The organism is Klebsiella sp. A-Nf5 (assembly GCF_002810545.1).
In the GTDB taxonomy this organism is placed as follows: Bacteria; Pseudomonadota; Gammaproteobacteria; order Enterobacterales; family Enterobacteriaceae; genus Klebsiella; species Klebsiella variicola.
Map to the genome: position 1 here is coordinate 24,886 of NZ_PIOG01000169.1, position 26,317 is coordinate 51,202.

Genomic DNA, 26,317 nt, shown 5'->3' on the forward strand with positions numbered 1-26,317 from the left:
TTTTTCTCGGAACTACAGCAGCTGCGCCAGACGGTTAATATCCGACTGGATCGCTCCGGCGGTCACATCGCGCCCGGCGCCGGGTCCGCGGATCACCAGCGGGTTATCGCGATACCAGCGGCTTTCGATGGCGAACACGTTATCGCACGGCAGCAGCGCCGCCAGCGGGTGCTCTTCGCGTACCGCTTCCACGCCGACGCGTGCTTTGCCGTTAGCATCAAAGCGCGCCACGTAGCGGAGCACCAGCCCCATCTCGCGGGCCGCTTCCAGACGCTGCAGCATTTGCTCGTTCAGCTCTTCGCCATTTTCAAAGAAGTGATCGACCGACCCCTCTTCGCAGTGTGCAGGGACCAGTGATTCCACACGGACCTGATCCGGTTCGATGTCATAACCCGCTTCCCGCGCGAGGATCACCAGCTTACGCATCACATCCTTACCGGACAGATCGACGCGCGGATCCGGCTCGGTCAGCCCCTGCTGCCAGGCCTGATCCACCAGGTCGGTGAACGGCACGGTGCCATCAAACTGCAGGAACAGCCAGGAGAGCGTTCCCGAGAAGATACCGCTCAGACCGAGGATGGTATCGCCGCTGTCGATCAGATCGCGCACCGTATGGTTCACCGGCAAACCCGCGCCAACGGTAGCGTTATACAGCCAGTGGCGACCCGTCTTCTCAAACGCGTCGTGGATCTGGCGATATTTATCACTGCTGCTGGCGCCCGCCAGCTTGTTGGCGCTGATCACGTGGAAGCCATGGCTGGCGAAATCAAGGTACTGGTCGGCCAACTGTTCGCTGGCGGTGACGTCCAGCACCACTAAATCATCGTACGGATGCGCGCGCATCCACAGGAACAGCGACTCTTCATCCTGCTCCACCGCTTCATCGTTGAAGAAGGCCAGCGCCCGGCTGGCATCCAGCCCGTCGTAGTTCAGCAGGCTGCGTTTACTGTCGACTACGCCGGCGAGAACAAACTCGAAGCCAGTACGCGCCGACAAGGTGGTTTGTTCGCGGGCAAACAGCTCCAGCCAGCGGGAGCCAATGTTCCCTTTGCCGAACAGCATCAGGCCAATACGCTTCTCTGCACGAAACAAGGTCTGATGCAGACCCTGGATCAGGCTTTCCGTTGGCCCGGCGCGCAACACGGCCACCAGGCTGATCCCCTCTTCGGACTGCCAGGTGAACTCCACCGGTTGCCCTTTCAGTTGCTGCCAGAAACGATGGCAGTGCAGTGGGTTACGGGTGACTCCCGCGCCCACCATCGCCACCAGCGCCAGCTTCTGACGCAGACGCAGCTCGCCCGGCAGACCCGCTTCATCGAGCAGCTTCAGCGCGCTGTCGGCTACCTCGGAGGTATAACAGAACTGCAGCAGCTTGCGGTCGGCATGGATGCCAACGGCTAATGGACGCAGCTGGGCGCGTTTGAGCAAGGCGTCCAGCTCTTTATGCGCCAGTTTGAAATCGTGGCTGGCCGGCACCAGGAACTCCACCAGGCAGACGTCGTCATGACTGGTGACAATCCGCGCGCCGGTACCGGAGGCCAGCACGCGCTCAATGCGCGTAGAGCCCTGTTCCGGCGTATAGCTACAGCGTAACTGCAGATCGATATCGCTGGCGGACACCGGCTGCAGCGTGCGGGCATGGAGCACTGGAGCGGCCAGACGCGCCAGCTCGCTGGCTTCATCCAGACGCAGCAGCGGCAGCAGACAGGCATCTTTGACCTTACGCGGATCCGCGCTGTACACCCCGGCGACATCACTCCAGATAGTGACGCGGGAGGCGCCCGCCAGCGCGCCGATCTGCGTGGCGGAATAGTCAGACCCGTTACGGCCCAGCAGAACAGTTTCCCCGGCCTGGTTGCGGGAGATAAAGCCGGTCACCACCAGACGTTTATTCGGATGTTGCGCCATCAGCTGTTGCAGCAGTGGATAAGATAAACCTTCATCCACCTGCGGCTGCGCGGCGCGTTCCGCACGCAGGAAAGCGCGCGCGTCCAGCCAGGCCGCTTCCATACCCAGCTGGTTAAGGACCGCCGCCATCAGGCGCGCGGACCAGACTTCACCATGGCCGACCACTTCCGCATAAACCGCTTCGGTAACCCCGCCATCAAGCAATCCTGCCAGACGCTCAAGGTCATGGATGAAGGCGGCAATTAACGTATCCGCCGCCGCAGGCTCCACCAGACCTCCAATCAGCTCGGTCTGATAACGGCGAAGCGACTGCTGAACCTGATGCGCAGCAAGGCGATCGCTCTGGCTAAGTTTAAGCCAGCTGATCAGCTGGTTGGTGGTGCTGCCAGCGGCGGAGACGACCATCATGTCGCCCGCCTGCGAATATTCCTTCATGATCCCCGCGACGCGCAGGTAACATTTCGCATCCGCTAAACTACTCCCACCAAATTTGTGCAGCTGACGACCCTTCGCCCCTGCCTGCGCAATCACACTCATTTTTATTCCTCGTTTGCTGCCCGGAAGCCATTTTCCAGGTCGGCAATTAAATCTTCACCATCTTCAATACCGGTTGAAATACGCAGAAGCGTTTCTGAAATTCCGGCGGCGGCACGCGCTTCAGGCGCCATGCCGGCATGCGTCATGGTTGCCGCATGGGAAATCAGGCTTTCAACGCCCCCCAGCGATTCCGCCAGTGTAAACAGCGACAGCCCGCTCAGGAAACGGCGCAGCGTCTGCTCGTCACCGTCCAGCTCGAAGCTTAACATTGCGCCAAAACCTTTTTGCTGACGCGCCGCAATTTCATGCCCCTGGTTTTCCGGCAGCGACGGATGATACAGCTTTTTCACCAGTGGCTGGGTTTTCAGATACTCAACGATCGCCTGGGCATTGCGCTGCGCCACTTCCATACGCGGAGACAGCGTCCGCAGACCGCGCAGCAACAAATAGCTGTCGAAGGCACCGCCGGTGACGCCAATATTATTCGCCCACCATGCCAGTTCGGTGACAGTCGCCGGATCTTTGGCAATCACCACCCCGGCAACCACATCGGAGTGGCCATTCAGGTATTTAGTACAGGAATGCAACACCAGATCGGCACCCAGCGCCAGCGGGTTTTGCAGCGCCGGGCTCAGGAAGGTGTTGTCCACCACGCTCACCGCGCCTGCCTCACGCGCCAGACCACAGATTTTCGCAATATCCACCACCCGCAGCAATGGATTACTTGGGCTTTCGACCAGCACCAGCTTCGGTTTTTCCGCCAACGCCGCCCGCAGCGCCTGCTCATCATTTTGATCGACGAACTGGACGCGATAACAGCCGCGCTTCGCCAGGCTGTCGAACAGACGGTAGCTGCCGCCGTAGCAGTCGTGCGGCGCCACCAGCAGATCGCCCGGCTTAAGGAACACCGTCGTCACCAGCAGGATCGCCGACATACCGGTATTGGTCAGCACCGCGCCGGCGCCACCTTCCAGCTCCGCTAAGGCGCGCTGCACCACATCACGCGTCGGGTTGCCGCGGCGGGAGTAGTCGTGGGCGCGAGGTTCATTAAAGCCGGTGAAGTTATAAGTACTGGAAAGGTGAATCGGCGGGACAACGCAACCGTACTGCTCGTCGTCATTTAAACCGCTACGCACTGCGATGGTGGCCTGTTTACGCGTCATGTTGGGAAGTTCCTGGGCTGAATCGGTGAAAAGTCAGGCTCCAGAGTAAACATTGTCACAATAGACGTCAATACATCTGGACATCTAAACTTCTTTGCGTATAGATTGAGCAAAGTGCAAATAGCCGTTAAAATTATATGCATTAGCGCACGTCGGTAGCGGCTTATCTCATGTTAGAAAGCGCGCTCATACGGTAAACTACGCGCAATTATAGCCCGGGCGGAATATTCTGGCCCTTCACTAATAAACAGAGGATTAAGGTATCTCATGGCTGAATGGAGCGGCGAATATATCAGCCCATACGCTGAGCACGGTAAGAAGAGTGAGCAAGTAAAGAAAATTACGGTTTCCATTCCTCTGAAGGTGTTAAAAATCCTCACCGATGAACGCACGCGTCGTCAGGTGAACAACCTGCGTCACGCGACCAACAGCGAGCTGCTGTGCGAAGCGTTCCTGCATGCCTTTACCGGACAACCGTTGCCTAACGATGAAGACCTGCGTAAAGAGCGCAGCGATGAGATCCCGGAAGCGGCGAAAGAGATTATGCGTGAACTGGGGATCGACCCGGATACGTGGGAATACTGAGTTGATAAAAAGGGCGGAAGCAATCTTCCGCCCTTTTTTGTGTCCCGCTCAGGCTGGCGAGAGGCACAAAAAAGCCGCCCTGAGGCGGCTTCTTCTGGCAACTTACTTGCTGCCCGGGATGCTGAAGCGCTTGTTGAAGCGGTCAACACGGCCACCGGTAGCAACATCACGCTGTTTGCCGGTGAAGAACGGGTGGCATTTACCGCACACGTCGAGGTTCAGGTCGTGACCAACGGTGGAACGGATTTTCATGACATTACCGCAAGAACAGGTAGCAGTAATTTCTTCGTATTTTGGGTGAATACCTTTTTTCATGGGAGAACCTCAGTTAAGGCCGCGTCGCTCTTCCAGCCCTAACGCCAGACACCACGCGATATTAATAATTTCCCGTCGTCTTCCACGCTGCTGACAGCGCGAAGCGTACGGTAATGGTCAATCTCCAATGCGGTATAAAGTGCATTGAAGGCGGCGAATCATACAGAATTTGACCAGCATATGCAAACTGATCCGCGCCGCCTTATCGTAATGTGTATACTATCCCGCCAGATTTCAAGTCAGGAAGATGACATGCCCGTCGCCCACGTTGCCCTACCCGTTCCGCTACCGCGCACCTTTGACTATCTGCTGCCTGATGGCATGGCGGTCAAAGCGGGCTGTCGGGTGCGGGTGCCGTTCGGCAAACAGGAGCGGATCGGCATTGTCGCGGCGGTGAGCGAGCGCAGCGAGCTGCCGCTGGATGAACTCAAACCGGTCGCCGAAGCGCTGGACGACGAGCCGGTCTTCTCCGGCACCGTCTGGCGACTGCTGATGTGGGCGGCTGAGTATTACCATCATCCGATTGGCGATGTGCTGTTCCATGCGCTGCCCATTCTGCTGCGCCAGGGCAAACCCGCCAGCGCTACGCCGCTGTGGTACTGGTTCGCCACCGAGCAGGGGCAGGCTGTCGACCTCAACGCTCTGAAACGCTCCCCAAAGCAGCAGCAGGCGCTGGCGGCGCTGCGCCAGGGAAAGATCTGGCGTCATCAGGTTAGCGAACTGGAATTTAATGAAGCGGCGCTGCAGGCGCTGCGTGGCAAAGGGCTGGCGGAGCTGGCCTGTGAAGCGCCCGTCCTCACCGACTGGCGCAGCACGTATTCGGTTGCCGGCGAGCGCCTGCGTCTGAATACCGAACAGGCCACCGCCGTCGGGGCGATCCACAGCGCTGCCGATCGCTTCTCCGCCTGGCTACTGGCAGGCATCACGGGCTCAGGGAAAACGGAAGTCTACTTGAGCGTGCTGGAGAATGTACTGGCGCAGGGGCGCCAGGCGCTGGTGATGGTGCCGGAGATCGGCCTGACGCCGCAAACTATCGCCCGTTTTCGCCAGCGCTTTAATGCGCCGGTGGAAGTGCTGCACTCCGGACTCAATGACAGCGAACGTCTCTCGGCCTGGCTGAAGGCGAAAAACGGCGAAGCGGCCATTGTGATAGGCACTCGCTCCTCGCTGTTTACCCCGTTTAAAGATCTCGGCGTCATCGTCATCGACGAAGAGCATGACAGCTCCTACAAACAGCAGGAGGGCTGGCGCTACCACGCCCGCGACCTGGCGGTATGGCGCGCTCACAGCGAACAGATCCCGATTATTCTCGGCTCGGCGACGCCGGCGCTGGAGACCCTGCACAACGTCCGCCAGGGCAAATATCGGCAGTTAACCTTAAGCAAACGCGCGGGCAACGCGCGTCCAGCCCAGCAGCACGTGCTCGACCTGAAAGGACAGGTGCTGCTGGCGGGTCTGTCACCCGCGCTGATCAACCGCATGCGCCAGCATCTGCAGGCGGATAACCAGGTGATCCTGTTTCTTAACCGCCGCGGCTTTGCGCCAGCGCTGCTGTGCCACGACTGCGGCTGGATCGCGGAGTGCCCGCGCTGCGACAGCTACTATACGTTGCACCAGGCGCAGCACCATCTGCGCTGCCACCATTGCGACAGTCAGCGCCCTATCCCGCGCCAGTGCCCTTCCTGCGGTTCCACACATCTGGTGCCGGTGGGTATCGGCACCGAGCAACTGGAGCAGTCCCTGACGCCGCTGTTCCCTGGCGTGCCTATCTCGCGTATCGACCGCGATACCACCAGCCGTAAAGGGGCGCTTGAGGAACATCTCGCCGCGGTCCATCGCGGCGGCGCGCGTATTTTGATCGGCACCCAAATGCTGGCCAAAGGCCATCACTTCCCGGACGTGACCCTCGTCTCCCTGCTGGACGTCGACGGGGCACTGTTTTCCGCTGATTTCCGTTCCGCAGAGCGTTTCGCTCAGCTCTATACCCAGGTCTCCGGACGAGCGGGCAGGGCAGGAAAACAGGGCGAAGTGATCCTGCAAACCCACCATCCGGAGCACCCTCTGCTGCAGACCCTGCTGTATAAAGGCTACGACGCTTTTGCCGAGCAGGCGCTGGCAGAGCGGCAGACGATGCAGCTACCGCCGTGGACCAGCCACGTGTTGATTCGTGCTGAAGACCATAACAACCAGCAGGCGCCGCTGTTTTTACAGCAATTGCGCAATCTACTGCAGGCCAGCCCGCTGGCCGACGATAAACTGTGGGTGCTCGGTCCGGTTCCGGCGCTGGCGCCGAAGCGCGGCGGCCGCTGGCGCTGGCAAATATTACTGCAGCATCCTTCGCGGGTGCGCCTGCAGCACATCGTCAGCGGTACGCTGGCGTTAATCAATACGCTACCGGAGGCGAGAAAAGTGAAATGGGTGCTGGATGTCGATCCTATTGAAGGGTAAGGCTTCTCTTGCGAGCCGGATCGAAAAATTCAACAAGCATCACGTTTTTCATGAAAATTCTGTAACTCACTGCCGCGACTATCTGATAAAAATGATGCAGCAGTTAGCGCGCAAGGGAAATGTCAGCGCCATTCAGCGAGGAGAAACCAGGTGAAGCCCAAAAAACAAGTGGTTGCCGCCACCATGAAAGACGTCGCTCTCAAAGCAAACGTTTCCACGGCAACCGTGTCCCGAGCGTTGATGAACCCTGATAAGGTGTCGCAAGCCACCCGCAGCCGGGTCGAACAGGCGGCGCTGGAAGTCGGCTATTTACCGCAGTCGCTCGGGCGAAATATGAAGCGCAACGAATCGCGGACGATCCTCGTGATCGTGCCGGATATCTGCGATCCCTTTTTTAGTGAAGTCATCCGCGGAATTGAAGTCACTGCCGCCGAGCACGGTTATCTGGTGTTAATCGGCGATTGCGCTCACCAGAACCAGAAAGAAAAAACCTTTATCGACCTTATCATCACCAAGCAGATCGACGGCATGGTGCTGCTCAGCTCGCGCCTGCCGTTCGACGCCAGCGTGGAAGAGCAGCGCAATTTGCCGCCGATGGTTATGTCGAACGAATTTGCGCCGGAGCTGGAACTGCCTACCGTCCATATCGATAACCTGACGGCGGCCTTTAACGCGGTGAACTATCTTCATGAGCTGGGACACCAGCGTATCGGCTGTATCGCCGGCCCGGAAGATATGCCGCTGTGCCATTATCGCCTGCAGGGTTATGTGCAGGCGCTGCGCCGCAGCGGTATCACCGTCGATCCGCACTATATCGCTCGCGGCAACTTTACCTTCGAAGCCGGCGCCAATGCGCTGGAGCAGTTGCTGTCACAGCCGATACCGCCCACCGCGGTCTTCTGCCATAGTGATGTGATGGCGCTGGGCGCCTTGTCTCTGGCGAAACGCCGCGGCCTGAAGGTGCCGGACGACCTGTCGATTGTCGGCTTCGATAACATCGCGTTGTCTGAATTTTGCGATCCGCCGTTGACCACCGTTTCACAGCCGCGTTTTGATATCGGCCGTGAAGGAATGCTGCTATTACTTGAGCAAATGCAGGGTCATAACGTGAACAGCGGCTCGCGTCTGCTCGACTGCGAACTGATTGTTCGCGGCAGTACGCAAAAAATCAGACGATAACCATCAGGCTTTCGGGCCTGCACTTCTGGTCAAAGGCCCGCCGCTTAAGTAACATGGCGGGCTGACGAACGAATATAAGACAGCGAAACGATAGTGGCACAACGAGATTATGTACGCCGCAGCCAACCGGCTTCTTCGCGGCGCAAAAAGAGCACGACCCGAAGCTCAAGGAATAAGCAAAGCAGCCTTCCGGCGATTTCACCGGCTATGGTGGCGATCGCGGCGGCTGTGCTGGTGGCCTTTATCGGTGGACTTTATTTCATTACGCACCATAAGAAAGAAGAAGCGGAAGCGATGCAAAATCGCCAGGCCGCCGGTAACGGCTTGCCGCCAAAACCGGAAGAGCGCTGGCGCTATATCAAAGAGCTGGAAAGTCGCCAGCCTGGCGTTCGCGCGCCGACCGAACCGACTGCCGGTGGCGAGGTGATGAAACCGGAACAGCTGACCGACGAGCAGCGCCAGCTGCTCGCCCAGATGCAGGCCGATATGCGCCAGCAGCCAACCCAGCTGACCGAAGTGCCGTGGAACGAACAAACCCCGGCGCAGCGCCAGCAGACGCTGCAGCGTCAGCGTTTAGCACAGCAACAGCAGCAGGCACAGCAGCAGCAGTGGGCGCAAACTCAGCCGCAGACCGTGCAGCAGCAGCCGCGCGTCCAGCAGCCGAAGCCAGTGCAGCAGCAACAGCCAAAGCAGACCGCGTCGAACCAGCAGCCGTACCAGGATCTATTGCAGACGCCGGCGCATACCAATACCACGCAGCCACGTACGCAGGCCGCCGCGCCGGTGACCCGCGTGGAGGAAGCGCCGAAAGCCGCTGCCGCCGAGAAGAAAGACGATCGTAGCTGGATGATCCAGTGCGGCTCCTTTAAAGGCGCCGAGCAGGCCGAAACCGTCCGCGCTCAGCTGGCTTTCGAAGGATTCGCTTCGCACATCACCACTAATAACGGCTGGAACCGCGTAGTCATTGGTCCGCTGAAAGGCAAAGAAAGCGCCAACGAGATGATCACCCGCCTGAAGATGGCCGGACACGCGAACTGCATTCGTCTCGCCGCCAGGGGTTGAAACCCTCAAAATCCCCCCCATCTATAATTGCATTCGGCCCCGCGGACAGCGCGGGGCCCCTGTTCCGCTTTTGCAACCAAGGGGTCTGCTCGTGACTACAATTGTAAGTGTTCGCCGTAACGGCCATGTTGTTATTGCCGGTGATGGCCAGGCCACGCTGGGCAACACCGTGATGAAGGGCAACGTGAAGAAAGTGCGTCGTCTGTACAACGACAAAGTGATTGCCGGTTTCGCTGGCGGCACTGCTGACGCCTTCACGCTGTTCGAACTGTTTGAACGTAAACTGGAAATGCACCAGGGCCATCTGGTGAAGGCCGCCGTTGAGCTGGCCAAAGACTGGCGAACCGATCGGATGTTGCGCAAGCTGGAAGCGCTGCTGGCCGTCGCGGACGAAAACGCGTCGCTTATCATCACCGGTAACGGCGACGTGGTACAGCCAGAAAACGATTTGATTGCTATCGGCTCCGGCGGTCCTTACGCCCAGGCCGCGGCCCGCGCGCTGCTGGAAAACACCGATATGGGCGCGCGCGACATCGCCGAGAAAGCGTTGGATATTGCAGGTGATATCTGCATCTATACCAACCATTTCCACACCATCGAAGAATTACCTTCTAAAGCGTAAGGATCTCCCATGTCTGAAATGACCCCACGCGAAATTGTCAGCGAACTGGACAAACACATTATCGGCCAGGACGCCGCCAAGCGTTCTGTTGCTATTGCCCTGCGTAACCGCTGGCGCCGGATGCAGCTTAATGAAGAGCTGCGTCATGAAGTCACGCCGAAAAACATTCTGATGATCGGCCCAACCGGCGTCGGTAAAACCGAGATTGCCCGTCGTCTGGCGAAACTGGCCAACGCGCCGTTTATTAAAGTTGAAGCGACCAAGTTCACCGAAGTGGGCTATGTTGGTAAAGAAGTGGACTCGATCATCCGCGATCTGACCGATGCGGCGATCAAAATGGTTCGCATGCAGTCCATCGATAAGAACCGTTACCGCGCGGAAGAGCTGGCGGAAGAGCGCGTACTTGACGTGCTGATCCCACCGGCGAAAAACAACTGGGGCCAGGCTGAACAGCCGCAGGAACCCTCTGCTGCGCGCCAGGCGTTCCGCAAGAAACTGCGTGAAGGCCAGCTGGACGATAAAGAGATTGAAATCGATCTCGCTGCGGCGCCGATGGGCGTTGAAATCATGTCCCCTCCGGGCATGGAAGAGATGACCAGCCAACTGCAGTCCATGTTCCAGAACCTCGGTGGCCAGAAGCAGAAACCGCGTAAGCTGAAAATCAAAGACGCGATGAAGCTGCTGATTGAAGAAGAAGCGGCCAAGCTGGTCAACCCGGAAGAGCTGAAGCAGGAAGCCATCGACGCTGTAGAACAGCACGGTATCGTCTTTATCGACGAAATCGACAAAATCTGTAAGCGCGGCGGCAACTCCTCCGGCCCGGACGTGTCTCGTGAAGGCGTACAGCGCGACCTGCTGCCGCTGGTTGAAGGCTGCACCGTCTCCACCAAGCACGGGATGGTTAAGACCGACCACATCCTGTTTATCGCCTCCGGCGCGTTCCAGGTGGCCAGTCCGTCCGATCTGATCCCTGAGCTGCAGGGGCGTCTGCCGATCCGCGTTGAGCTGAAGGCGCTGACCACCCATGACTTCGAGCGCATCCTGACCGAGCCGAACGCCTCCATCACCGTGCAGTACAAAGCGCTGATGGCGACCGAAGGGGTGAGCATCGATTTCACTGAAGACGGTATCAAGCGTATCGCCCAGGCCGCATGGCAGGTAAACGAAACCACCGAGAATATCGGTGCGCGTCGCCTGCACACCGTGCTGGAGCGTCTGGTGGAAGATATTTCCTATGATGCCAGCGAGATGAACGGCCAGACCGTCATTATCGATGCCGAATATGTGAGTAAACACCTGGATGTTCTGGTGGCAGATGAAGATCTGAGCCGTTTTATCCTATAATCCGGTGCAATGCATTTTCATCACTGTTGATGGGGGCTATAGCCCCCATTTTTATTGGCTAAAATAACTATGACTGATATCAGCCGTTCTCAGGCGTGGCTGGAAAGCCTGCGTCCTAAAACGTTACCACTGGCGTTTGCCGCGATTATTGTTGGCACCACCCTTGCCTGGCAGCAGGGCCATTTTGATCCCTGGGTTGCTCTGCTGGCGCTGATCACCGCCGGCTTGCTGCAAATTCTTTCTAATCTGGCCAATGACTACGGCGACGCGGTCAAGGGGAGTGATAAACCGGATCGCATCGGGCCGCTGCGCGGCATGCAGAAAGGGGTGATTACCCCCCAGCAGATGAAGCGCGCCCTCATCGTCACCGTCGCGCTGATCTGTCTGTTTGGTCTGGCGCTGTTGTGCGCTGCATGGCAGAGCGTCGGCGATTTTATCGGCTTCCTTGTGCTGGGTGGCCTGTCCATCGTGGCCGCCATCACCTACACGGTGGGCACCCGCCCGTATGGTTATATTGGCCTGGGTGATATCTCGGTACTCATTTTCTTCGGCTGGTTGAGCGTCCTCGGCAGCTGGTATCTGCAAGCGCACAATGTGGAAGCCGCCATTTTTCTGCCGGCGACGGCCTGCGGTCTGCTGGCGACCGCCGTGCTGAACATCAATAATCTGCGCGATATCGACAGCGACCGGCAGAACGGGAAGAACACCCTCGCCGTGCGCCTGGGGCCGGTCAATGCCCGTCGCTATCATGCTTGCCTGCTGTTCGGCTCCCTGCTGTGCCTGGCGCTGTTTAATCTGCTGGCGCTGCATTCTGTGTGGGGCTGGCTGTTTATTCTCGCCACGCCGCTGCTGGTCAAACAGGCGCGCTACGTCCTGCGCGAACCTGATCCGGTAGCGATGCGGCCGATGCTCGAAAAGACGGTTAAAGGGGCCTTACTGACCAACCTGCTGTTTGTCATCGGAATTATTGCCAGTAAGCTGATGGCTTAACTGACAAATATCAATTAACAATTGATGATTTTGCCAACAATGGGATTCGCGGGATATACTAAAAACTCTCGCAGCAACTGAACGTTAAGCCTATGAAATACGATACTTCCGAGCTTTGTGACATCTACCAGGAAGATGTCAACGTCGTGGAACCGCTGTTCTCTAACTTTGGAGGACGGTCGTCGTTTGGTGGACAAATCATTACGGTAAAATGTTTCGAGGATAACGGGTTGCTCTATGATCTGCTCGAGCAGAATGGCCGTGGTCATATTCTCCTGATCGACGGCGGCGGCTCAGTACGACGCGCGTTAATTGACGCCGACCTGGCGCGTCTCGCCGTACAGAATGAATGGGAAGGGTTAGTGGTCTATGGCGCGGTGCGCCAGGTGGACGACCTTGAGGAACTGGACATCGGCATCCAGGCGCTGGCGGCAATTCCGGTCGGCGCAGCTGGCGAAGGCATCGGCGAAAGCGACGTGCGCGTCAATTTCGGCGGGGTGACCTTCTTCTCCGGCGACCATCTGTATGCCGATAACACCGGGATGATCCTGTCGGAAGACCCGCTGGATATCGAATAAACCCTCTGCCATAAAAAAGGCCTTCTCCATGAGAAGGCCTTTTGTTTATCCGACGCGCAACTTAGTACAGTTTCTTCGCGCAATCCAGCCAGTCGTTCTTGAACGGACGCTTCATGTTCTCGATGGCATCGATAATGTCGTGGTGCACCAGCTTCTCATTCTGAATGCCGACGCAACGACCACCTTGTCCCTGCAGCAGCAGTTCAATCGCATAAGCGCCCATACGGGAAGCCAGGATACGGTCGTAAGGAACCGGGGAACCGCCACGCTGAATGTGGCCAAGAACGGTAGCGCGAGTTTCACGGCCGGTTTCTTTCTCGATGTAGCTTGCCAGCTCGTCAACGTCGCACATGTGCTCGGTAATCGCCACGATAGCGTGTTTTTTCCCTTTCGCGATACCGGCTTTGATTTCAGCGACCAGATCGTCACGGGTGTATTCCACTTCCGGCACCATGATGAACTCACAGCCGCCAGCAATCGCCGCCGCCAGGGTCAGGTCGCCGCAGTAACGGCCCATCACTTCCACCACGGAGATACGCTGGTGTGAAGAAGAGGTGTCGCGCAGACGGTCAATCGCTTCCACCACGGTGCTCAGGGCGGTGAAAAAGCCGATGGTGTAGTCAGTGCCTTTGATATCGTTGTCGATGGTGCCAGGCAGGCCGATGCACGGGAAGCCCATCTCGGTCAGGCGCATTGCGCCCATATAGGACCCGTCACCACCGATAACCACCAGCGCGTCCAGGCCGCGCTTCTTCATGTTTTCGATAGCCACAGCGCGAATGTGTTCTTCGCGGAATTCCGGGAAGCGAGCGGAGCCCAGGAAGGTGCCGCCGCGGTTGATCATGTCGGAAACGCTGTAACGGTCGAGCTGAACCATACGGTCTTCATACAATCCGAGGTAACCGTCATAGATTCCAAAAACTTCCAGACCTTCCGTTAATGCCGCGCGCACAACGCCACGAATTGCTGCGTTCATGCCCGGCGCATCACCGCCACTTGTCAACACACCGATTTTCTTAATCATGACTACCTCTGAACTTAGGAAGCAAAAAATAATTCTGTTGCCTGAAGCGCTCCCTCACCAGGAGTGCACGACGCTAATGACAATAGTATATCAAACGCCTCAAGCTGAATTGATTCAGGTCAGACCAAACGGCGGTAATTTATACAAAAAATGCCGATCTGCCCCACATTTTTACATCGAGTTTACAGACTATAACCTAACGCTCAAAAAAGCCCTGCTGCGCCGCTGGCACTACAGAACTGGGATCCTGATGGATAATGACATCGGAACCCGGGAAACGGCGCAGAATCGCCTGCTCCACCTGGTCTGCAATCACGTGGGCTTGCACCAGCGGGAGGTTATCTTCCATTTCCAAATGAATCTGAATAAAGCGGGTCGGCCCTGACTGCCGCGTTCGTAGATCGTGCGCCCCGCGGATGCCGGGCCATGCGGTCACGATGGTGATAATGTCCTGACGCTCCTCGTCAGGCAAGGCGCGGTCGAGTAGTGACTGAACCGCCTCATAGCCCATCCGCAGCGCGCTATATAAAATATAGATGCCAATTCCTAATGCAAACAACGCATCGGCGCGATGCCAGCCATACCAGGAAAGGCCCAGCGCCACCAGAATGGCGCCGTTCATCATAACATCAGACTGATAATGAAGCATATCTGCCCGCACCGCCTGGCTCTGGGTTTTTCGCACCACCCAGCGCTGGAAGGTCACCAGCGCCAGCGTGCTGAACAAGGCGATCAACGTGACGACGACCCCAACGCCAGCGGCCTGCAGCGGCTCCGGACGCACCAGGTGCTGAATGCCGGTGAGAAACAGAAACAGCGCCGAGCCGGAGATAAACATGCTTTGCGCCAGCGCCGCCAGCGATTCCGCTTTGCCGTGGCCAAAGGTATGCTCTTCATCAGCAGGTTGCAGCGAATAGCGAACCACCAGCAGGTTGGTCAGCGAGGCGGCAATATCCACCAGTGAATCCACCAGCGCAGCCAGAATACTGACTGAACCGGTATACCACCACGCAAAAATTTTGATCAAAAGTAACGCGGAGGCCATGGCCGTCGCGGCGATAGCGGCGCGGCTGACCAACCGGCCATAAGATTGATTCATATAGGCTCCTTCTCCTGCAATGCGCTTAGTATAACCTGAACTTGTGACGCTCACGGGATACGCGAAGAAGTTGATTTGCCGAAAAAAGGGCAAAAAAAACCCCCACATCATGTGGGGGAAGACAGGGATGGTGTCTATGGCAAGGAAAACAGGGTTTGTTACTGGGGTTGCAGGGTGTTGCTACTACTCGAAAGCATCATGGCTGAGCCTTTCTGCATCCTTGCAACCTCACGCAACTGATCCATACGTTGCTGGTGCTTAGCATTTAAAACCGCTTGCTGCTCTGGCGTAAGCAGGTGGTACATCTGGTTGCGGACCTTAGCCATTTCGACCTGGCGAGCAACCTGTTCCTGCGCCATCTTTTCTGCCTGAGCGCGCACAGCGTTTTCATCAAAATTTTCTGCGGTGACAAGGCGATGCATTGTCTCCATTTCGCTAACATTAACGGGGAGCCTATCATGGCGTGCCCGTTGCATAAGATCCCGTAACTGCTGACGTTGCTGCTCGGTTAAACTTATGCCGTCAAACATATGGCTCTGGCTACCGCGCTGTCCCCCTTCGTCTCCGGGGAGCCAGTTAACGCTGGTAACGACTTCAGCGGCCTGGCTATATGCACTTAGCGCCAGCGTTGAGGCCATGACGGCAGCGATAACATTGCGCATCACATACTCCCAAAACGTTTGTGTCGCGATTCAACGAGAGACAGTCTACGATTCAGGCTGCAAACATGCGTCAGGGGGTGTAAAACAACGTAAAGTCATGGATTAGCGGGCCTTGATGACGTAATTTCTGCCTCGGAGGTATTTAAAAGATGAATAAAATCCTGTTAGTTGATGATGACCGGGAGCTCACCTCCCTGTTAAAAGAGCTGCTCGATATGGAAGGTTTTAACGTGCTGGTGGCCCATGATGGGGAACAGGCGCTGGCCCTTCTGGACGACAGCGTTGATTTATTGCTGCTCGACGTGATGATGCCGAAGAAAAACGGTATCGATACGCTGAAAGAGCTGCGTCAGACACACCAGACCCCGGTTATCATGCTAACAGCGCGCGGGAGCGAGCTGGATCGCGTTCTCGGCCTTGAGCTGGGCGCGGATGACTATTTGCCTAAGCCGTTCAACGATCGTGAACTGGTGGCCCGTATACGCGCGATTCTGCGCCGTTCCCACTGGAGCGAGCAGCAGCAGACGACCGAAGCCGGATCGCCAACGCTGGAAGTGGATGCCTTAAGCCTGAATCCGGGCCGCCAGGAAGCCAATTTCGATGGTCAGACACTGGAGCTCACCGGTACCGAGTTCACCCTGCTCTATCTGTTAGCGCAGCATCTCGGCCAGGTAGTGTCGCGTGAACATTTAAGCCAGGAAGTGTTAGGCAAGCGCCTGACGCCGTTCGACCGCGCCATCGATATGCATATTTCCAACCTGCGGCGTAAGCTGCCGGAGCGAAAAGATGGTCATCCATGGTTTAAAACGCTGCGTGGTCGCGGGTATCTGATGGTTTCCGCTTCATGATAGGAAGTTTGACTGCACGCATCTTCGCCATCTTCTGGCTCACGCTGGCGCTGGTGTTGATGCTGGTGCTGATGTTGCCCAAACTGGACTCCCGGCAGATGACCGAGCTGCTGGAAAGCGAGCAGCGTCAGGGCATTATGATCGAACAGCACGTCGAGGCCGAGCTGGCGACCGACCCGCCAAACGACCTGATGTGGTGGCGTCGTCTGTTTCGCGCCATCGATAAATGGGCGCCTCCGGGACAACGCCTGCTGCTGGTGACCAGCGAAGGCCGCGTGATCGGCGCAGAACGCAACGAGATGCAGATCATTCGTAACTTTATCGGCCAGGCCGATAATGCCGATCATCCGCAGAAAAAACGCTATGGCCGCCTGGAAATGGTGGGGCCGTTTTCCGTCAGGGACGGGGAGGATAACTATCAGCTCTATCTCATTCGTCCCGCCAGCACCTCACAATCTGACTTTATCAACCTGCTGTTTGACCGCCCCCTGCTGCTACTGATCGTCACGATGCTGGTCAGCGCTCCGCTGCTGCTGTGGCTGGCGTGGAGCCTGGCGAAACCGGCGCGTAAGCTGAAAAACGCCGCCGACGAAGTCGCCCAGGGCAACCTGCGCCAGCATCCGGAACTGGAAGCCGGGCCGCAGGAGTTCTTAGCCGCTGGCGCCAGCTTTAACCAGATGGTCACCGCGCTGGAGCGGATGATGACCAGCCAACAGCGGTTGCTGTCTGATATCTCGCACGAGCTGCGCACGCCGCTCACGCGCCTGCAGCTGGGTACCGCCCTGCTGCGTCGTCGCAGCGGTGAGAGCAAGGAGCTGGAGCGTATCGAAACCGAGGCGCACCGGCTGGACAGCATGATCAACGACCTGCTGGTGATGTCGCGCAATCAGGCAAAAAATGCCCTGGTCAGCGAGACGGTGAAAGCCAATCAGCTGTGGGGCGAAGTGCTGGACAACGCGGCGTTTGAAGCCGAGCAGATGGGTAAATCTTTCACCGTTGAGTATCCGCCGGGCCCGTGGCCGCTGTACGGTAACCCCAATGCGCTGGAAAGCGCGCTGGAGAATATCGTCCGCAACGCTCTGCGCTACTCGCACACGAAGATTTCCGTCAGCTTCTCGGTGGATAAAGACGGGATTACGGTTAACGTCGACGACGACGGCCCGGGAGTCAGCCCGGAAGATCGCGAACAGATTTTCCGGCCATTCTACCGGACCGACGAGGCGCGCGACCGCGAGTCCGGCGGCACCGGCCTGGGTCTGGCGATTGTCGAAACCGCTATTCAGCAGCACCGCGGCTGGGTGAAGGCCGACGACAGCCCGCTGGGTGGTTTGCGCTTAACCCTTTGGCTACCGCTGTATAAGCGCACCTGATGCTATCCCGGCTTGCGCTGCGCTAAGCCGGGAGCATCCCCGGAAATACTCAATAGGGGGGATTAGTTCCCCCACAATCTCCGCGAACTATCCTCGATCTTGCCGCTTAAACGCCGCTTCTGCATGGTTCGGCTCCAGCTCACCGACAGGCCCGCAGCCGACAATAAGCGGTGGTACTGATCATCATCAAACGGCATATGCCAGGCAATCGCCCCGGCCTCATGAACACTGACATCACTCAGCCGGGAAACCAGCTCGAGCGGCGCATCGCTGGAGACTTGCCCCCCGGCAATCACCCGGTACAACCAGCCGGTCTTCCCGCTGTTTTGCACCAGCTGCGCCATATCGCCGATCGCAAAATGAAAATTGAGCTTGAAGCACGGCGATCGCGGCTGGGTGACCTGGATCAGAGCCTCGCCCCAGCGAAAGATATCGCCGATATAAACATTTTGCTCGGTGAGCCCGGTGGTGGAGAGGTTTTCGCCGAACGCCGGCGCGCAGAAGCGCTCGGCCTGCTGAGGAAATTCACGGATCCAGTCGGCATAGTGTTCGCGCGGATAGTGGCACAGCGCGCGGTCCGGCCCGCCGTGAATTTTCTTCTCCGCCTGCTCGTCCCCATCGAGGCCGAGATCGCCGAGCTGCAATTCGCCATCAACCTGGATTTTGCCAATCGCGCTTGGGCGACTGCCCGCGTAGTCCCTGATTTTGCCGACAAAGACATTCACCGGATAATGCATGGCTGCTCTCCTTGCTACAGATATAAAAAAAGCGAGTCATCAGACTCGCTTCTCTCTTAGCGCAATGCAACCTTATTTTTTAGCGGCAAAACGCGCTGCAGCTTCGTCCCAGTTCACTACGTCCCAGAAGGCTTTGATGTAGTCCGGGCGACGGTTCTGGAATTTCAGGTAGTAAGCGTGTTCCCACACGTCCAGACCCAGGATCGGGAAGCCGGAAGCGCCGGAAATGGCTTCGCCCATCAGCGGGGAATCCTGGTTGGCGGTGGAGACAACGGCCAGTTTGTCACCTTTCAGTACCAGCCACGCCCAGCCGGAGCCGAAACGGGTCGCAGCGGCTTTTTCGAATTCCGCTTTGAAATTGTCTACAGAGCCGAAATCGCGCTCGATAGCCGCTTTCAGGTCGCCCTGCAGGGTGGTGCCGGTTTTCAGGCCTTTCCAGAACAGGCTGTGGTTAGCGTGGCCGCCCGCGTTGTTACGCAGTACGGTTTTTTTGTCAGCCGGCAGTTGATCCAGCTTGGTGATCAGCTCTTCAGCGGACAGGTTAGCGAACTCCGGCAGGCTTTCCAGCGCGGCGTTCGCATTGTTCACGTAGGTCTGATGGTGTTTAGTGTGATGGATCTCCATCGTCTGCTTGTCGAAGTGCGGTTCCAGAGCATCGTAAGCGTACGGCAGGGATGGCAGGGTATAGCTCATAATCATCTCCATTATTGTCGAGCGGCTCAAGTGTTAACGCCGCGTAAGCAGTTTGTCCATTATAGTTAATTAAATGGTATTGAAAATGCTTATCAATGCCGTATTTTTCATATGGATATAACCAGAAGAAATACCCGCCATTTTGTGATGTAGAACAACTAATTAAGCCCATGGTTGCCAGGGTTCGCCATCCTGTGGCAACGGCTTGAAGGCGGCCAAAGCGGCTAATTTTTACACTCATCACATCGGAAGCCGCCGTCTCCGATAAAAAAGATGAGGATAAAATCAATGAACCACGCGATTACGATGGGTATTTTTTGGCATTTGATAGGGGCCGCCAGTGCCGCCTGTTTCTATGCCCCGTTCAAAAAAGTAAAACACTGGTCGTGGGAAACCATGTGGTCGGTTGGGGGGATCGTCTCCTGGCTGATCCTGCCCTGGGCCATCAGCGCCACGCTGTTACCCGATTTCTGGGCCTACTACCGCTCTTTTAGCGCCTCCACGCTGCTGCCGGTCTTCCTGTTCGGCGCCATGTGGGGTATCGGTAATATCAATTATGGCCTGACCATGCGCTATCTCGGCATGTCGATGGGAATAGGCATCGCCATTGGCATCACGCTGATTGTCGGCACGCTGATGACGCCGATTATTAATGGTCAGTTTTCGGTGCTGATGCACACCCAGGGCGGTCAAATGACGCTGCTTGGCGTGCTGGTGGCGGTGGTTGGCGTCGGCATCGTCACCCGCGCGGGCCAGCTGAAAGAGCGCAAAATGGGCATCAAAGCCGAAGAGTTCAATCTGAAGAAAGGGCTTCTGCTGGCGGTGATGTGCGGCATCTTCTCCGCAGGGATGTCGTTCGCGATGAACGCCGCCAAACCGATGCATGACGCTGCCGCGGCGCTCGGCGTCGACCCGCTGTACGCAGCGCTGCCAAGCTACGTAGTCATTATGGGCGGCGGGGCGCTGGTCAATCTCGGCTTCTGCTTTATTCGTCTGGCGAAAGTGAAGAGTCTGTCAGTCAAAGCCGATTTTTCGCTGGCCAAACCGCTCATCATCAGCAACCTGTTGCTCTCCGCCCTCGGCGGCCTGATGTGGTATCTCCAGTTCTTCTTCTATGCCTGGGGCCATGCCAGCATTCCGGCGCAGTATGACTATATGAGCTGGATGCTGCACATGAGTTTCTACGTGCTGTGTGGCGGTCTGGTGGGTCTGGTGCTGAAGGAGTGGAACAACGCCGGCCGTCGTCCGGTGAGCGTCCTGAGCCTCGGCTGCGTGGTGATTATCATCGCCGCCAATATCGTCGGTCTGGGGATGGCCAGTTAACCACCGGCTCATCAGCCAGACAACGACGGTTTTCAGGCGGCGGCGCGACTGCGCTGCCGCCATTGCCCCGGCGACATACCGATTTCCCGGCTAAAAACCACCGAAAAGTAGTTACTGTCCTCAAAGCCGCACTGCATGGCGATATCGCCGATTAAGCGCTCGGTATGCTGCAGCAGGTACTGCGCATGGCAGATCCGCAGCTGGCGTAAATAGTGATTGATGGTCATCCCGGTTTGCTGGCGAAACTGCTGGCGTAGCGCCCGCTCGCTGCCGCCCTCCTGCTCGCAGAAACGCTCCAGAACAAAGGGGCGGCTGAGGCTGGCCGCCAGCGCGGCCAGCAGTTTGTCCAGCAGCGCTTCGCGCTGCGTCGCCGCGGGATCATCCGTCGCGTAGCGATGGCGCTGCAACGTCAGCGCCAGCTGGGCAAACAGCAGTTCGGCCATCGCATTTCCCTGCGCGTCGCGCCGGGCGCACTCATGCTCAAGCTGGCTAATCACCTGGCGCGCCTGCGCCATACCTGTGCTACCCATGCGCCAGTGGGGCTTCCACGGCGTGCCAAAGAGGCCAGGGATCGCTCCCGCCCAGTCAAAATTAAGTTGCAGCCGCTCCGGGCAATAGATGATGTTCTGCAGGACTAAATCATTGACCGAAGCATAGGAGTGTTTATCTTCGGCGCGAATATAGAACAAATCGCCGCGGGTAATGCGCCAGGGACGATCGTTAAGGACGTGCAGCCCGTTGCCCCGCCACACCAGCACCAGCTCGCAGAACTCATGGGTATGTTCGGCAAAAACGTTTTGCGGGTAGCGGTCGGCCACTGCCACTGCCTGTGTGGCGGAAGGGAAAAACTCCTCTTTACGTAGAATCAGACCGGCCACGGCTCACACTCCAAACGCGGATAACGGCGCATTATTCGCGTTTTTAACCCGCAATACGTTGACTCTTCTCGCGTTACTGAAGAATGGCGTCGCGGCCCTGGCGGATATCGCGCGGCGACCAGTCAAATTCGCGGCGAAAAAGCGTCGAAAAGTGGTTACTGTCGCCGAAGCCGCAGCGAAAAGCGATATCAGTCACGCTTTCATCGCTGTGGCGCAGCAGGTGCCGGGCCTTCATCAGGCGCACCCGATTAAGATAGCGCTGCGGCGTCAGGCCGGTCTGCTGCTTCAGCTGGCGGTGCAGGGTACGCAGCGACAGCGAAAACTGCGCCGCCACCTCCTCCCAACAGATCTCCTGGGCAAAATGGTCTTCCAGCCAGGCCAGCAGCTGATTCAGCCGCGCATCATTGTTAGTGGCCTCTTCCGCAAGACTGCTTTTACGCAACAGCACCAGCAGCTGCATAAACAGGATCTCACGGCTGGCGACGGCATGGGTATCCGTTTCGCTCCCCATGGCCTCCATCTGCGCCACGATATGCCGAACCTGCTGCAGGACCGTCTGGTTCACCCGCCAGTGCGACGGGTAGTTCCCCTCCTGCTCCTGGGGCAGCAGCTGGTTGACCCCGGCGAGAAAACGAAACGCATCCGGCGCGCGATAGAGCACATTGGTCAGATACAGATTGTCCGTATGCTCGTAAAGATGCCGGTCATGATCGCGGATAAAGCAGACTGAGCCGCCACCGATGGTATAGGGCTGGCCATTGAAGACGTGAATACCCGTGCCCTGCTCCACGATGACAATTTCATGGAAATCATGGTGATGTTCCGGAAAGGCCGACTGAGGGAGGCGGGGTTCAATAGCCACCGTCGAGATCCCGGCCTTAAAGAAATCCGTACTGTGCAATATGGTCATGATGCCACCCTCGTAATGAGAAAAATTATCAGTCACCGGCTGATAGTAATGAAGGGTTGGCTATCCGGCCTTCAATTTTTGACCGCGAAATTCGTAAATCCTGCTGCTTTTTCAAGAATCAGCCGGAAAGATACGGAACTGCGGACGCCATCACATCCCCCTCGCCACCCCCTAAAACCGCAAATTGTGATTTCCCTCACGGTCACCTTTGCTTTCTTGCCAGCGGCCAGTTTTGGCTGTCCGTAGTGAGAAGGTGTCAGTAAGCGGCCTTTTTTAGACTGCGGACAATGATTTTAAGAAGGGTCTTTCCATGAGTATTCGTCATTGTGTCGCCGTCGATTTAGGCGCCTCCAGCGGGCGGGTGATGCTCGCCAGCTATCAGTCCGGGCCACGCGCCCTGACGCTGCGGGAAATTCATCGCTTCACCAACAGCCTGCAGAAGGTGGATGGCTTCGACTGCTGGGATGTGGATAGCCTGGAGGGCGAGATCCGTCGCGGGCTGGAGAAAGTGTGTGAGCAGGACATCCTGATCGACAGTATCGGCATCGATACCTGGGGGGTGGATTATGTCCTGCTGGATAAGCAGGGCCAGCGCGTCGGACTGCCGATCTCCTATCGTGACGACCGCACCCAGGGCCTGCTACGTCACGCTGAAGAACAGCTGGGCCGGGCGGAGATCTATCGCCGCAGCGGCATTCAATTTCTGCCGTTTAACACCCTTTACCAGCTGCGCGCCCTGGTGGAGCAGCAGCCGGAGCTGGTCAGTCAGGCCGCGCATGCCCTGCTGATCCCCGACTATTTCAGCTTCCGCCTGACCGGCAATCTGAACTGGGAATATACCAACGCCACGACCACCCAGCTGGTTAACATCAATAGCGATAGTTGGGATGAGACGCTGCTGAACTGGACCGGCGCGCCGTTGGCGTGGTTCGGAAAGCCGACCCACCCCGGCAATGTGATTGGTCACTGGATCTGCCCGCAGGGCAACCGTATTCCGGTGGTCGCGGTCGCCAGCCACGACACCGCCAGCGCGGTGATCGCCTCCCCGCTGGCTGACCGCCATGCCGCCTATCTCTCCTCCGGCACCTGGTCGCTGATGGGGTTTGAAAGCCTGACCCCATACACCTGCGACGCGGCGCTGCAGGCCAATATCACCAACGAAGGCGGAGCCGAAGGCCGCTACCGGGTGCTGAAAAATATCATGGGCCTGTGGCTGCTGCAGCGGGTGCTGAAAGAACAACACGTCAGCGACCTGCAGGGGCTGATCGCCCGCACCGCCGCGCTACCGGCGTGCCGCTTCATGATTGACTGCAACGATGATCGCTTTATCAATCCGGCCAGTATGAGCGCCGAGATCCAGGCCGCCTGTCGCGACGCCGGGCAGCCGGTTCCTGAAAGCGATGCCGAGCTGGCGCGCTGTATTTTCGACAGCCTGGCGCTGCTCTACGCCCGGGTTCTTAACGAGCTGGCGGCGCTGCGCGGCCAGCCCTTCAGCCAGCTGCATATCGTCGGCGGCGGCTGCCAGAACGCGCTGCTCAACCAGCTATGCGCTGACGCCTGCGGGATCGCCGTCGTGGCCGGCCCGGTGGAGGCCTCCACCCTCGGCAATATCGGCATCCAGTTAATGACCCTCGACGAGCTGGCCAATGTCGATGAGTTTCGTCAAGTGGTGCGCGACAACGCGGCGCTCACCGCTTTTACCCCCAATCCTGATAGTGAAATTGCCCGTTTCGTGGCGCAGTTTCAGCCACAACAGATCAAGGAGCTTTGCGCATGACCACTCAACTTGAACAAGCCTGGGAAATTGCTAAGCAGCGCTACGCCGCCGTCGGCGTGGATGTCGAGGAGGCCCTGCGCCAGCTGGACCGTCTGCCCGTCTCCATGCACTGCTGGCAGGGTGACGACGTCGCCGGTTTCGAAAACCCGGCGGGAAGCCTGACCGGCGGCATCCAGGCGACCGGCAACTACCCGGGCAAAGCGCGCAATGCGGAAGAGCTACGCGCCGACCTTGAGCAGGCGCTGAGCCTGATCCCGGGACCAAAGCGTCTCAACCTGCATGCTATTTACCTGGAATCCGACGCGCCGGTAGCGCGCAATGAGATTAAGCCGGAGCACTTTAAAAACTGGGTTACGTGGGCGAAAGCCAACAAACTGGGTCTGGATTTCAACCCCTCCTGCTTCTCGCATCCGCTGAGCGCCGACGGCTTTACCCTGTCGCATGCCAACGATGAGATCCGCCAGTTCTGGATCGACCACTGCAAAGCCAGCCGTCGCGTATCCGCTTATTTTGGCGAACAGCTGGGTACCCCCTCGGTAATGAATATCTGGGTGCCGGACGGCATGAAAGATATTACCGTTGACCGCTTCGCACCGCGCCAGCGGTTGCTGAATGCCCTTGATGAGGTGATCAGCGAGAAATTCGATCCGGCGCATCACATCGACGCCGTGGAGAGCAAGCTGTTCGGCATCGGCGCCGAAAGCTACACCGTCGGCTCCAACGAGTTCTATATGGGCTACGCCACCAGTCGCCAGACCGCGCTGTGCCTGGATGCCGGCCACTTCCACCCGACGGAAGTGATCTCCGACAAAATCTCTGCCGCCATGCTCTACATCCCGCGCCTGCTGCTGCACGTCAGCCGCCCGGTGCGCTGGGACAGCGACCACGTGGTGCTGCTGGATGATGAGACCCAGGCCATCGCCAGCGAAATCATTCGCCATAACCTGTTTGACCGCGTGCACATCGGGCTCGACTTCTTCGATGCCTCCATCAACCGCATCGCGGCCTGGGTGATTGGTACCCGCAATATGAAAAAAGCGCTGCTGCGCGCCCTGCTGGAACCGACCGCTCAGCTTCGTCAGCTGGAGAACGACGGCGATTACACCGCCCGCCTGGCGCTGCTCGAAGAGCAAAAATCGCTGCCATGGCAGGCCATCTGGGAGATGTACTGTCAGCGTCATGACACGCCGGCGGGCAGTCAGTGGCTGGACAACGTGCGGGCTTATGAGAATGCGGTTCTGAGCCAGCGCGGGTAATGCACGGGCTTCCCCGGGTCGCGGCTGACGCCTTACCCGGGCTACGAACCGGTAGCCCGGATAAGCCGCTTACGGCGCAATCCGGGGGCACGCACATATTTAGGGTGAGGGGTCAACCCCGCACCGAATCAACAGGAAAGACAAGACTATGCAGACCATTATCGACGCCTGGTTCGTCCAGGGCATGATCAAAGCCACCTCCGACGCCTGGCTGAAAGGCTGGGACGAACGCAACGGCGGCAACCTGACGCTGCGTCTGGATGAAGCGGATATCGAACCTTATGCGGCGGATTTCCACGCCAAACCGCGTTACATCGCCCTCAGCCAGCCGATGCCAATCCTGGCCAACCAGCCATTTATCGTCACCGGCTCCGGCAAATTCTTCCGTAACGTCCAGCTCGACCCGGCAGCTAACCTCGGCGTGGTAAAGGTCGACAGCGATGGCGCGGGATACCATATCCTGTGGGGCCTCACCGAGGATGCCGTACCGACCTCCGAGCTGCCGGCACACTTCCTGTCGCACAGCGAGCGCATCAAACTGACCGGCGGCAAAGACCGGGTGATCATGCACTGCCATGCCACCAACCTGATCGCCCTGACCTATGTTCTGGAGAACCACAGCGATCTGTTCACCCGCAAGCTGTGGGAAGGTAGCACCGAATGTCTGGTGGTCTTCCCGGACGGCGTCGGCATTCTGCCGTGGATGGTGCCGGGCACCGATGAAATCGGCCAGGCGACCGCCGAAACCATGCAAAAGCACTCGCTGGTGCTGTGGCCGTTCCACGGCGTCTTCGGCAGCGGCCCCACGCTGGATGAGACCTTCGGCCTGATCGACACCGCCGAGAAGTCCGCCGAAGTGCTGGTGAAAGTCTTGTCGATGGGCGGGATGAAGCAGACCATCACCCGCGAAGAGCTTATCGCCCTTGGCAAACGCTTCAATGTGCAGCCGCTGCAGTCCGCTTTAGATCTTTATCCATAACAACATCGCGCCCCGCTCACCGAGACGGGG

Annotated in this window: 24 protein-coding genes; 14 read left to right on the forward strand and 10 right to left on the reverse strand. The window is 58.1% G+C overall.

Features of this window, described 5'->3' with window-relative positions:
- Nucleotides 1-12 precede the first annotated feature (12 nt).
- Entirely contained in the window at nt 13-2,445 is a 2,433-nt protein-coding gene (locus CWM53_RS18800) for a bifunctional aspartate kinase/homoserine dehydrogenase II (RefSeq protein ID WP_100730474.1), read from the reverse strand.
- 2 nt (nt 2,446-2,447) lie between these two features.
- A complete protein-coding gene (gene metB, locus CWM53_RS18805) occupies nt 2,448-3,608 on the reverse strand; it encodes a cystathionine gamma-synthase (protein WP_061156231.1) in 1,161 nt (386 codons plus the stop codon).
- Nucleotides 3,609-3,875: 267 nt separating this feature from the next.
- Between metB and metJ the strand changes: the two genes are divergently transcribed.
- On the forward strand, nt 3,876-4,193 hold the full coding sequence (gene metJ / locus CWM53_RS18810; RefSeq protein WP_004107547.1) for a met regulon transcriptional regulator MetJ: 318 nt from the start codon (nt 3,876-3,878) through the stop codon (nt 4,191-4,193).
- Between the two features lie 102 nt (nt 4,194-4,295).
- On the opposite strand, the gene rpmE is transcribed toward metJ, so the two are convergent.
- Nucleotides 4,296-4,508, reverse strand: coding sequence for a 50S ribosomal protein L31 (gene rpmE, locus CWM53_RS18815; protein WP_008807868.1), 213 nt, complete (start codon nt 4,506-4,508; stop codon nt 4,296-4,298).
- A gap of 252 nt (nt 4,509-4,760) precedes the next feature.
- Here rpmE and priA point away from each other — a divergent pair, with 252 nt between their 5' ends.
- The 7 genes from priA (at nt 4,761) to rraA (ending at nt 12,731) form a co-directional block, all read left to right on the forward strand.
- Nucleotides 4,761-6,956, forward strand: coding sequence for a primosomal protein N' (gene priA, locus CWM53_RS18820; protein WP_100730475.1), 2,196 nt, complete (start codon nt 4,761-4,763; stop codon nt 6,954-6,956).
- Between the two features lie 150 nt (nt 6,957-7,106).
- On the forward strand, nt 7,107-8,135 hold the full coding sequence (gene cytR, locus CWM53_RS18825) for a DNA-binding transcriptional regulator CytR (RefSeq protein ID WP_061156233.1): 1,029 nt from the start codon (nt 7,107-7,109) through the stop codon (nt 8,133-8,135).
- 93 nt (nt 8,136-8,228) lie between these two features.
- On the forward strand, nt 8,229-9,197 hold the full coding sequence (gene ftsN, locus CWM53_RS18830; protein WP_071839142.1) for a cell division protein FtsN: 969 nt from the start codon (nt 8,229-8,231) through the stop codon (nt 9,195-9,197).
- 91 nt (nt 9,198-9,288) lie between these two features.
- Nucleotides 9,289-9,819, forward strand: coding sequence for an ATP-dependent protease subunit HslV (hslV, locus tag CWM53_RS18835; RefSeq protein ID WP_002882918.1), 531 nt, complete (start codon nt 9,289-9,291; stop codon nt 9,817-9,819).
- A 9-nt stretch (nt 9,820-9,828) separates the two neighbouring features.
- The gene (gene hslU, locus CWM53_RS18840; RefSeq protein WP_061156235.1) at nt 9,829-11,163 is read left to right on the forward strand and encodes an HslU--HslV peptidase ATPase subunit; all 1,335 of its coding nucleotides are present in this window, start codon (nt 9,829-9,831) and stop codon (nt 11,161-11,163) included.
- Between the two features lie 69 nt (nt 11,164-11,232).
- The gene (gene menA, locus CWM53_RS18845; RefSeq protein WP_061156236.1) at nt 11,233-12,153 is read left to right on the forward strand and encodes a 1,4-dihydroxy-2-naphthoate polyprenyltransferase; all 921 of its coding nucleotides are present in this window, start codon (nt 11,233-11,235) and stop codon (nt 12,151-12,153) included.
- Between the two features lie 92 nt (nt 12,154-12,245).
- Complete coding sequence (gene rraA, locus CWM53_RS18850) at nt 12,246-12,731, forward strand: ribonuclease E activity regulator RraA (protein WP_002882913.1); 486 nt, start codon at nt 12,246-12,248, stop codon at nt 12,729-12,731.
- Between the two features lie 61 nt (nt 12,732-12,792).
- On the opposite strand, the gene pfkA is transcribed toward rraA, so the two are convergent.
- From pfkA to cpxP, 3 genes are all read right to left on the reverse strand, one after another.
- Complete coding sequence (gene pfkA / locus CWM53_RS18855) at nt 12,793-13,755, reverse strand: 6-phosphofructokinase (protein ID WP_061156237.1); 963 nt, start codon at nt 13,753-13,755, stop codon at nt 12,793-12,795.
- Nucleotides 13,756-13,951: 196 nt separating this feature from the next.
- Complete coding sequence (gene fieF, locus CWM53_RS18860) at nt 13,952-14,854, reverse strand: CDF family cation-efflux transporter FieF (RefSeq protein ID WP_008807873.1); 903 nt, start codon at nt 14,852-14,854, stop codon at nt 13,952-13,954.
- Nucleotides 14,855-15,012: 158 nt separating this feature from the next.
- Nucleotides 15,013-15,516, reverse strand: a complete 504-nt coding sequence (cpxP, locus tag CWM53_RS18865; RefSeq protein WP_004178004.1) for a cell-envelope stress modulator CpxP — start codon at nt 15,514-15,516, stop codon at nt 15,013-15,015.
- Nucleotides 15,517-15,665: 149 nt separating this feature from the next.
- On the opposite strand from cpxP, the gene cpxR reads away from it, so the two are divergent.
- Both cpxR and cpxA read left to right on the forward strand, forming a co-directional pair.
- Nucleotides 15,666-16,364 (forward strand): envelope stress response regulator transcription factor CpxR, encoded by a 699-nt coding sequence (gene cpxR / locus CWM53_RS18870; RefSeq protein WP_002882901.1) that lies wholly within the window; start codon nt 15,666-15,668, stop codon nt 16,362-16,364.
- Nucleotides 16,361-17,734, forward strand: a complete 1,374-nt coding sequence (cpxA, locus tag CWM53_RS18875) for an envelope stress sensor histidine kinase CpxA (RefSeq protein WP_061156238.1) — start codon at nt 16,361-16,363, stop codon at nt 17,732-17,734. The genes cpxR and cpxA overlap by 4 nt, the downstream gene beginning before the upstream one ends.
- A gap of 62 nt (nt 17,735-17,796) precedes the next feature.
- Here the strand turns inward: cpxA and yiiM are convergent, their stop codons facing one another.
- A complete protein-coding gene (yiiM, locus tag CWM53_RS18880) occupies nt 17,797-18,471 on the reverse strand; it encodes a 6-hydroxyaminopurine reductase (RefSeq protein ID WP_100730476.1) in 675 nt (224 codons plus the stop codon).
- A 72-nt stretch (nt 18,472-18,543) separates the two neighbouring features.
- Nucleotides 18,544-19,164, reverse strand: coding sequence for a superoxide dismutase [Mn] (gene sodA / locus CWM53_RS18885; protein ID WP_004203668.1), 621 nt, complete (start codon nt 19,162-19,164; stop codon nt 18,544-18,546).
- A gap of 288 nt (nt 19,165-19,452) precedes the next feature.
- Between sodA and rhaT the strand changes: the two genes are divergently transcribed.
- Nucleotides 19,453-20,487, forward strand: a complete 1,035-nt coding sequence (rhaT, locus tag CWM53_RS18890; protein WP_061156240.1) for an L-rhamnose/proton symporter RhaT — start codon at nt 19,453-19,455, stop codon at nt 20,485-20,487.
- 32 nt (nt 20,488-20,519) lie between these two features.
- Here the strand turns inward: rhaT and rhaR are convergent, their stop codons facing one another.
- On the reverse strand, nt 20,520-21,365 hold the full coding sequence (gene rhaR / locus CWM53_RS18895) for an HTH-type transcriptional activator RhaR (protein WP_002882891.1): 846 nt from the start codon (nt 21,363-21,365) through the stop codon (nt 20,520-20,522).
- Between the two features lie 73 nt (nt 21,366-21,438).
- Nucleotides 21,439-22,275, reverse strand: coding sequence for an HTH-type transcriptional activator RhaS (gene rhaS / locus CWM53_RS18900; protein ID WP_100730477.1), 837 nt, complete (start codon nt 22,273-22,275; stop codon nt 21,439-21,441).
- Between the two features lie 310 nt (nt 22,276-22,585).
- Between rhaS and rhaB the strand changes: the two genes are divergently transcribed.
- From rhaB to rhaD, 3 genes are all read left to right on the forward strand, one after another.
- Nucleotides 22,586-24,052: a rhamnulokinase gene (rhaB, locus tag CWM53_RS18910; protein WP_100730478.1), complete on the forward strand. Its 1,467-nt coding sequence runs from the start codon at nt 22,586-22,588 to the stop codon at nt 24,050-24,052.
- On the forward strand, nt 24,049-25,308 hold the full coding sequence (gene rhaA / locus CWM53_RS18915) for an L-rhamnose isomerase (protein ID WP_032741520.1): 1,260 nt from the start codon (nt 24,049-24,051) through the stop codon (nt 25,306-25,308). The genes rhaB and rhaA overlap by 4 nt, the downstream gene beginning before the upstream one ends.
- Nucleotides 25,309-25,456: 148 nt before the next feature.
- The gene (rhaD, locus tag CWM53_RS18920; protein WP_008807883.1) at nt 25,457-26,287 is read left to right on the forward strand and encodes a rhamnulose-1-phosphate aldolase; all 831 of its coding nucleotides are present in this window, start codon (nt 25,457-25,459) and stop codon (nt 26,285-26,287) included.
- The last annotated feature ends 30 nt before the right edge of the window (nt 26,288-26,317 follow it).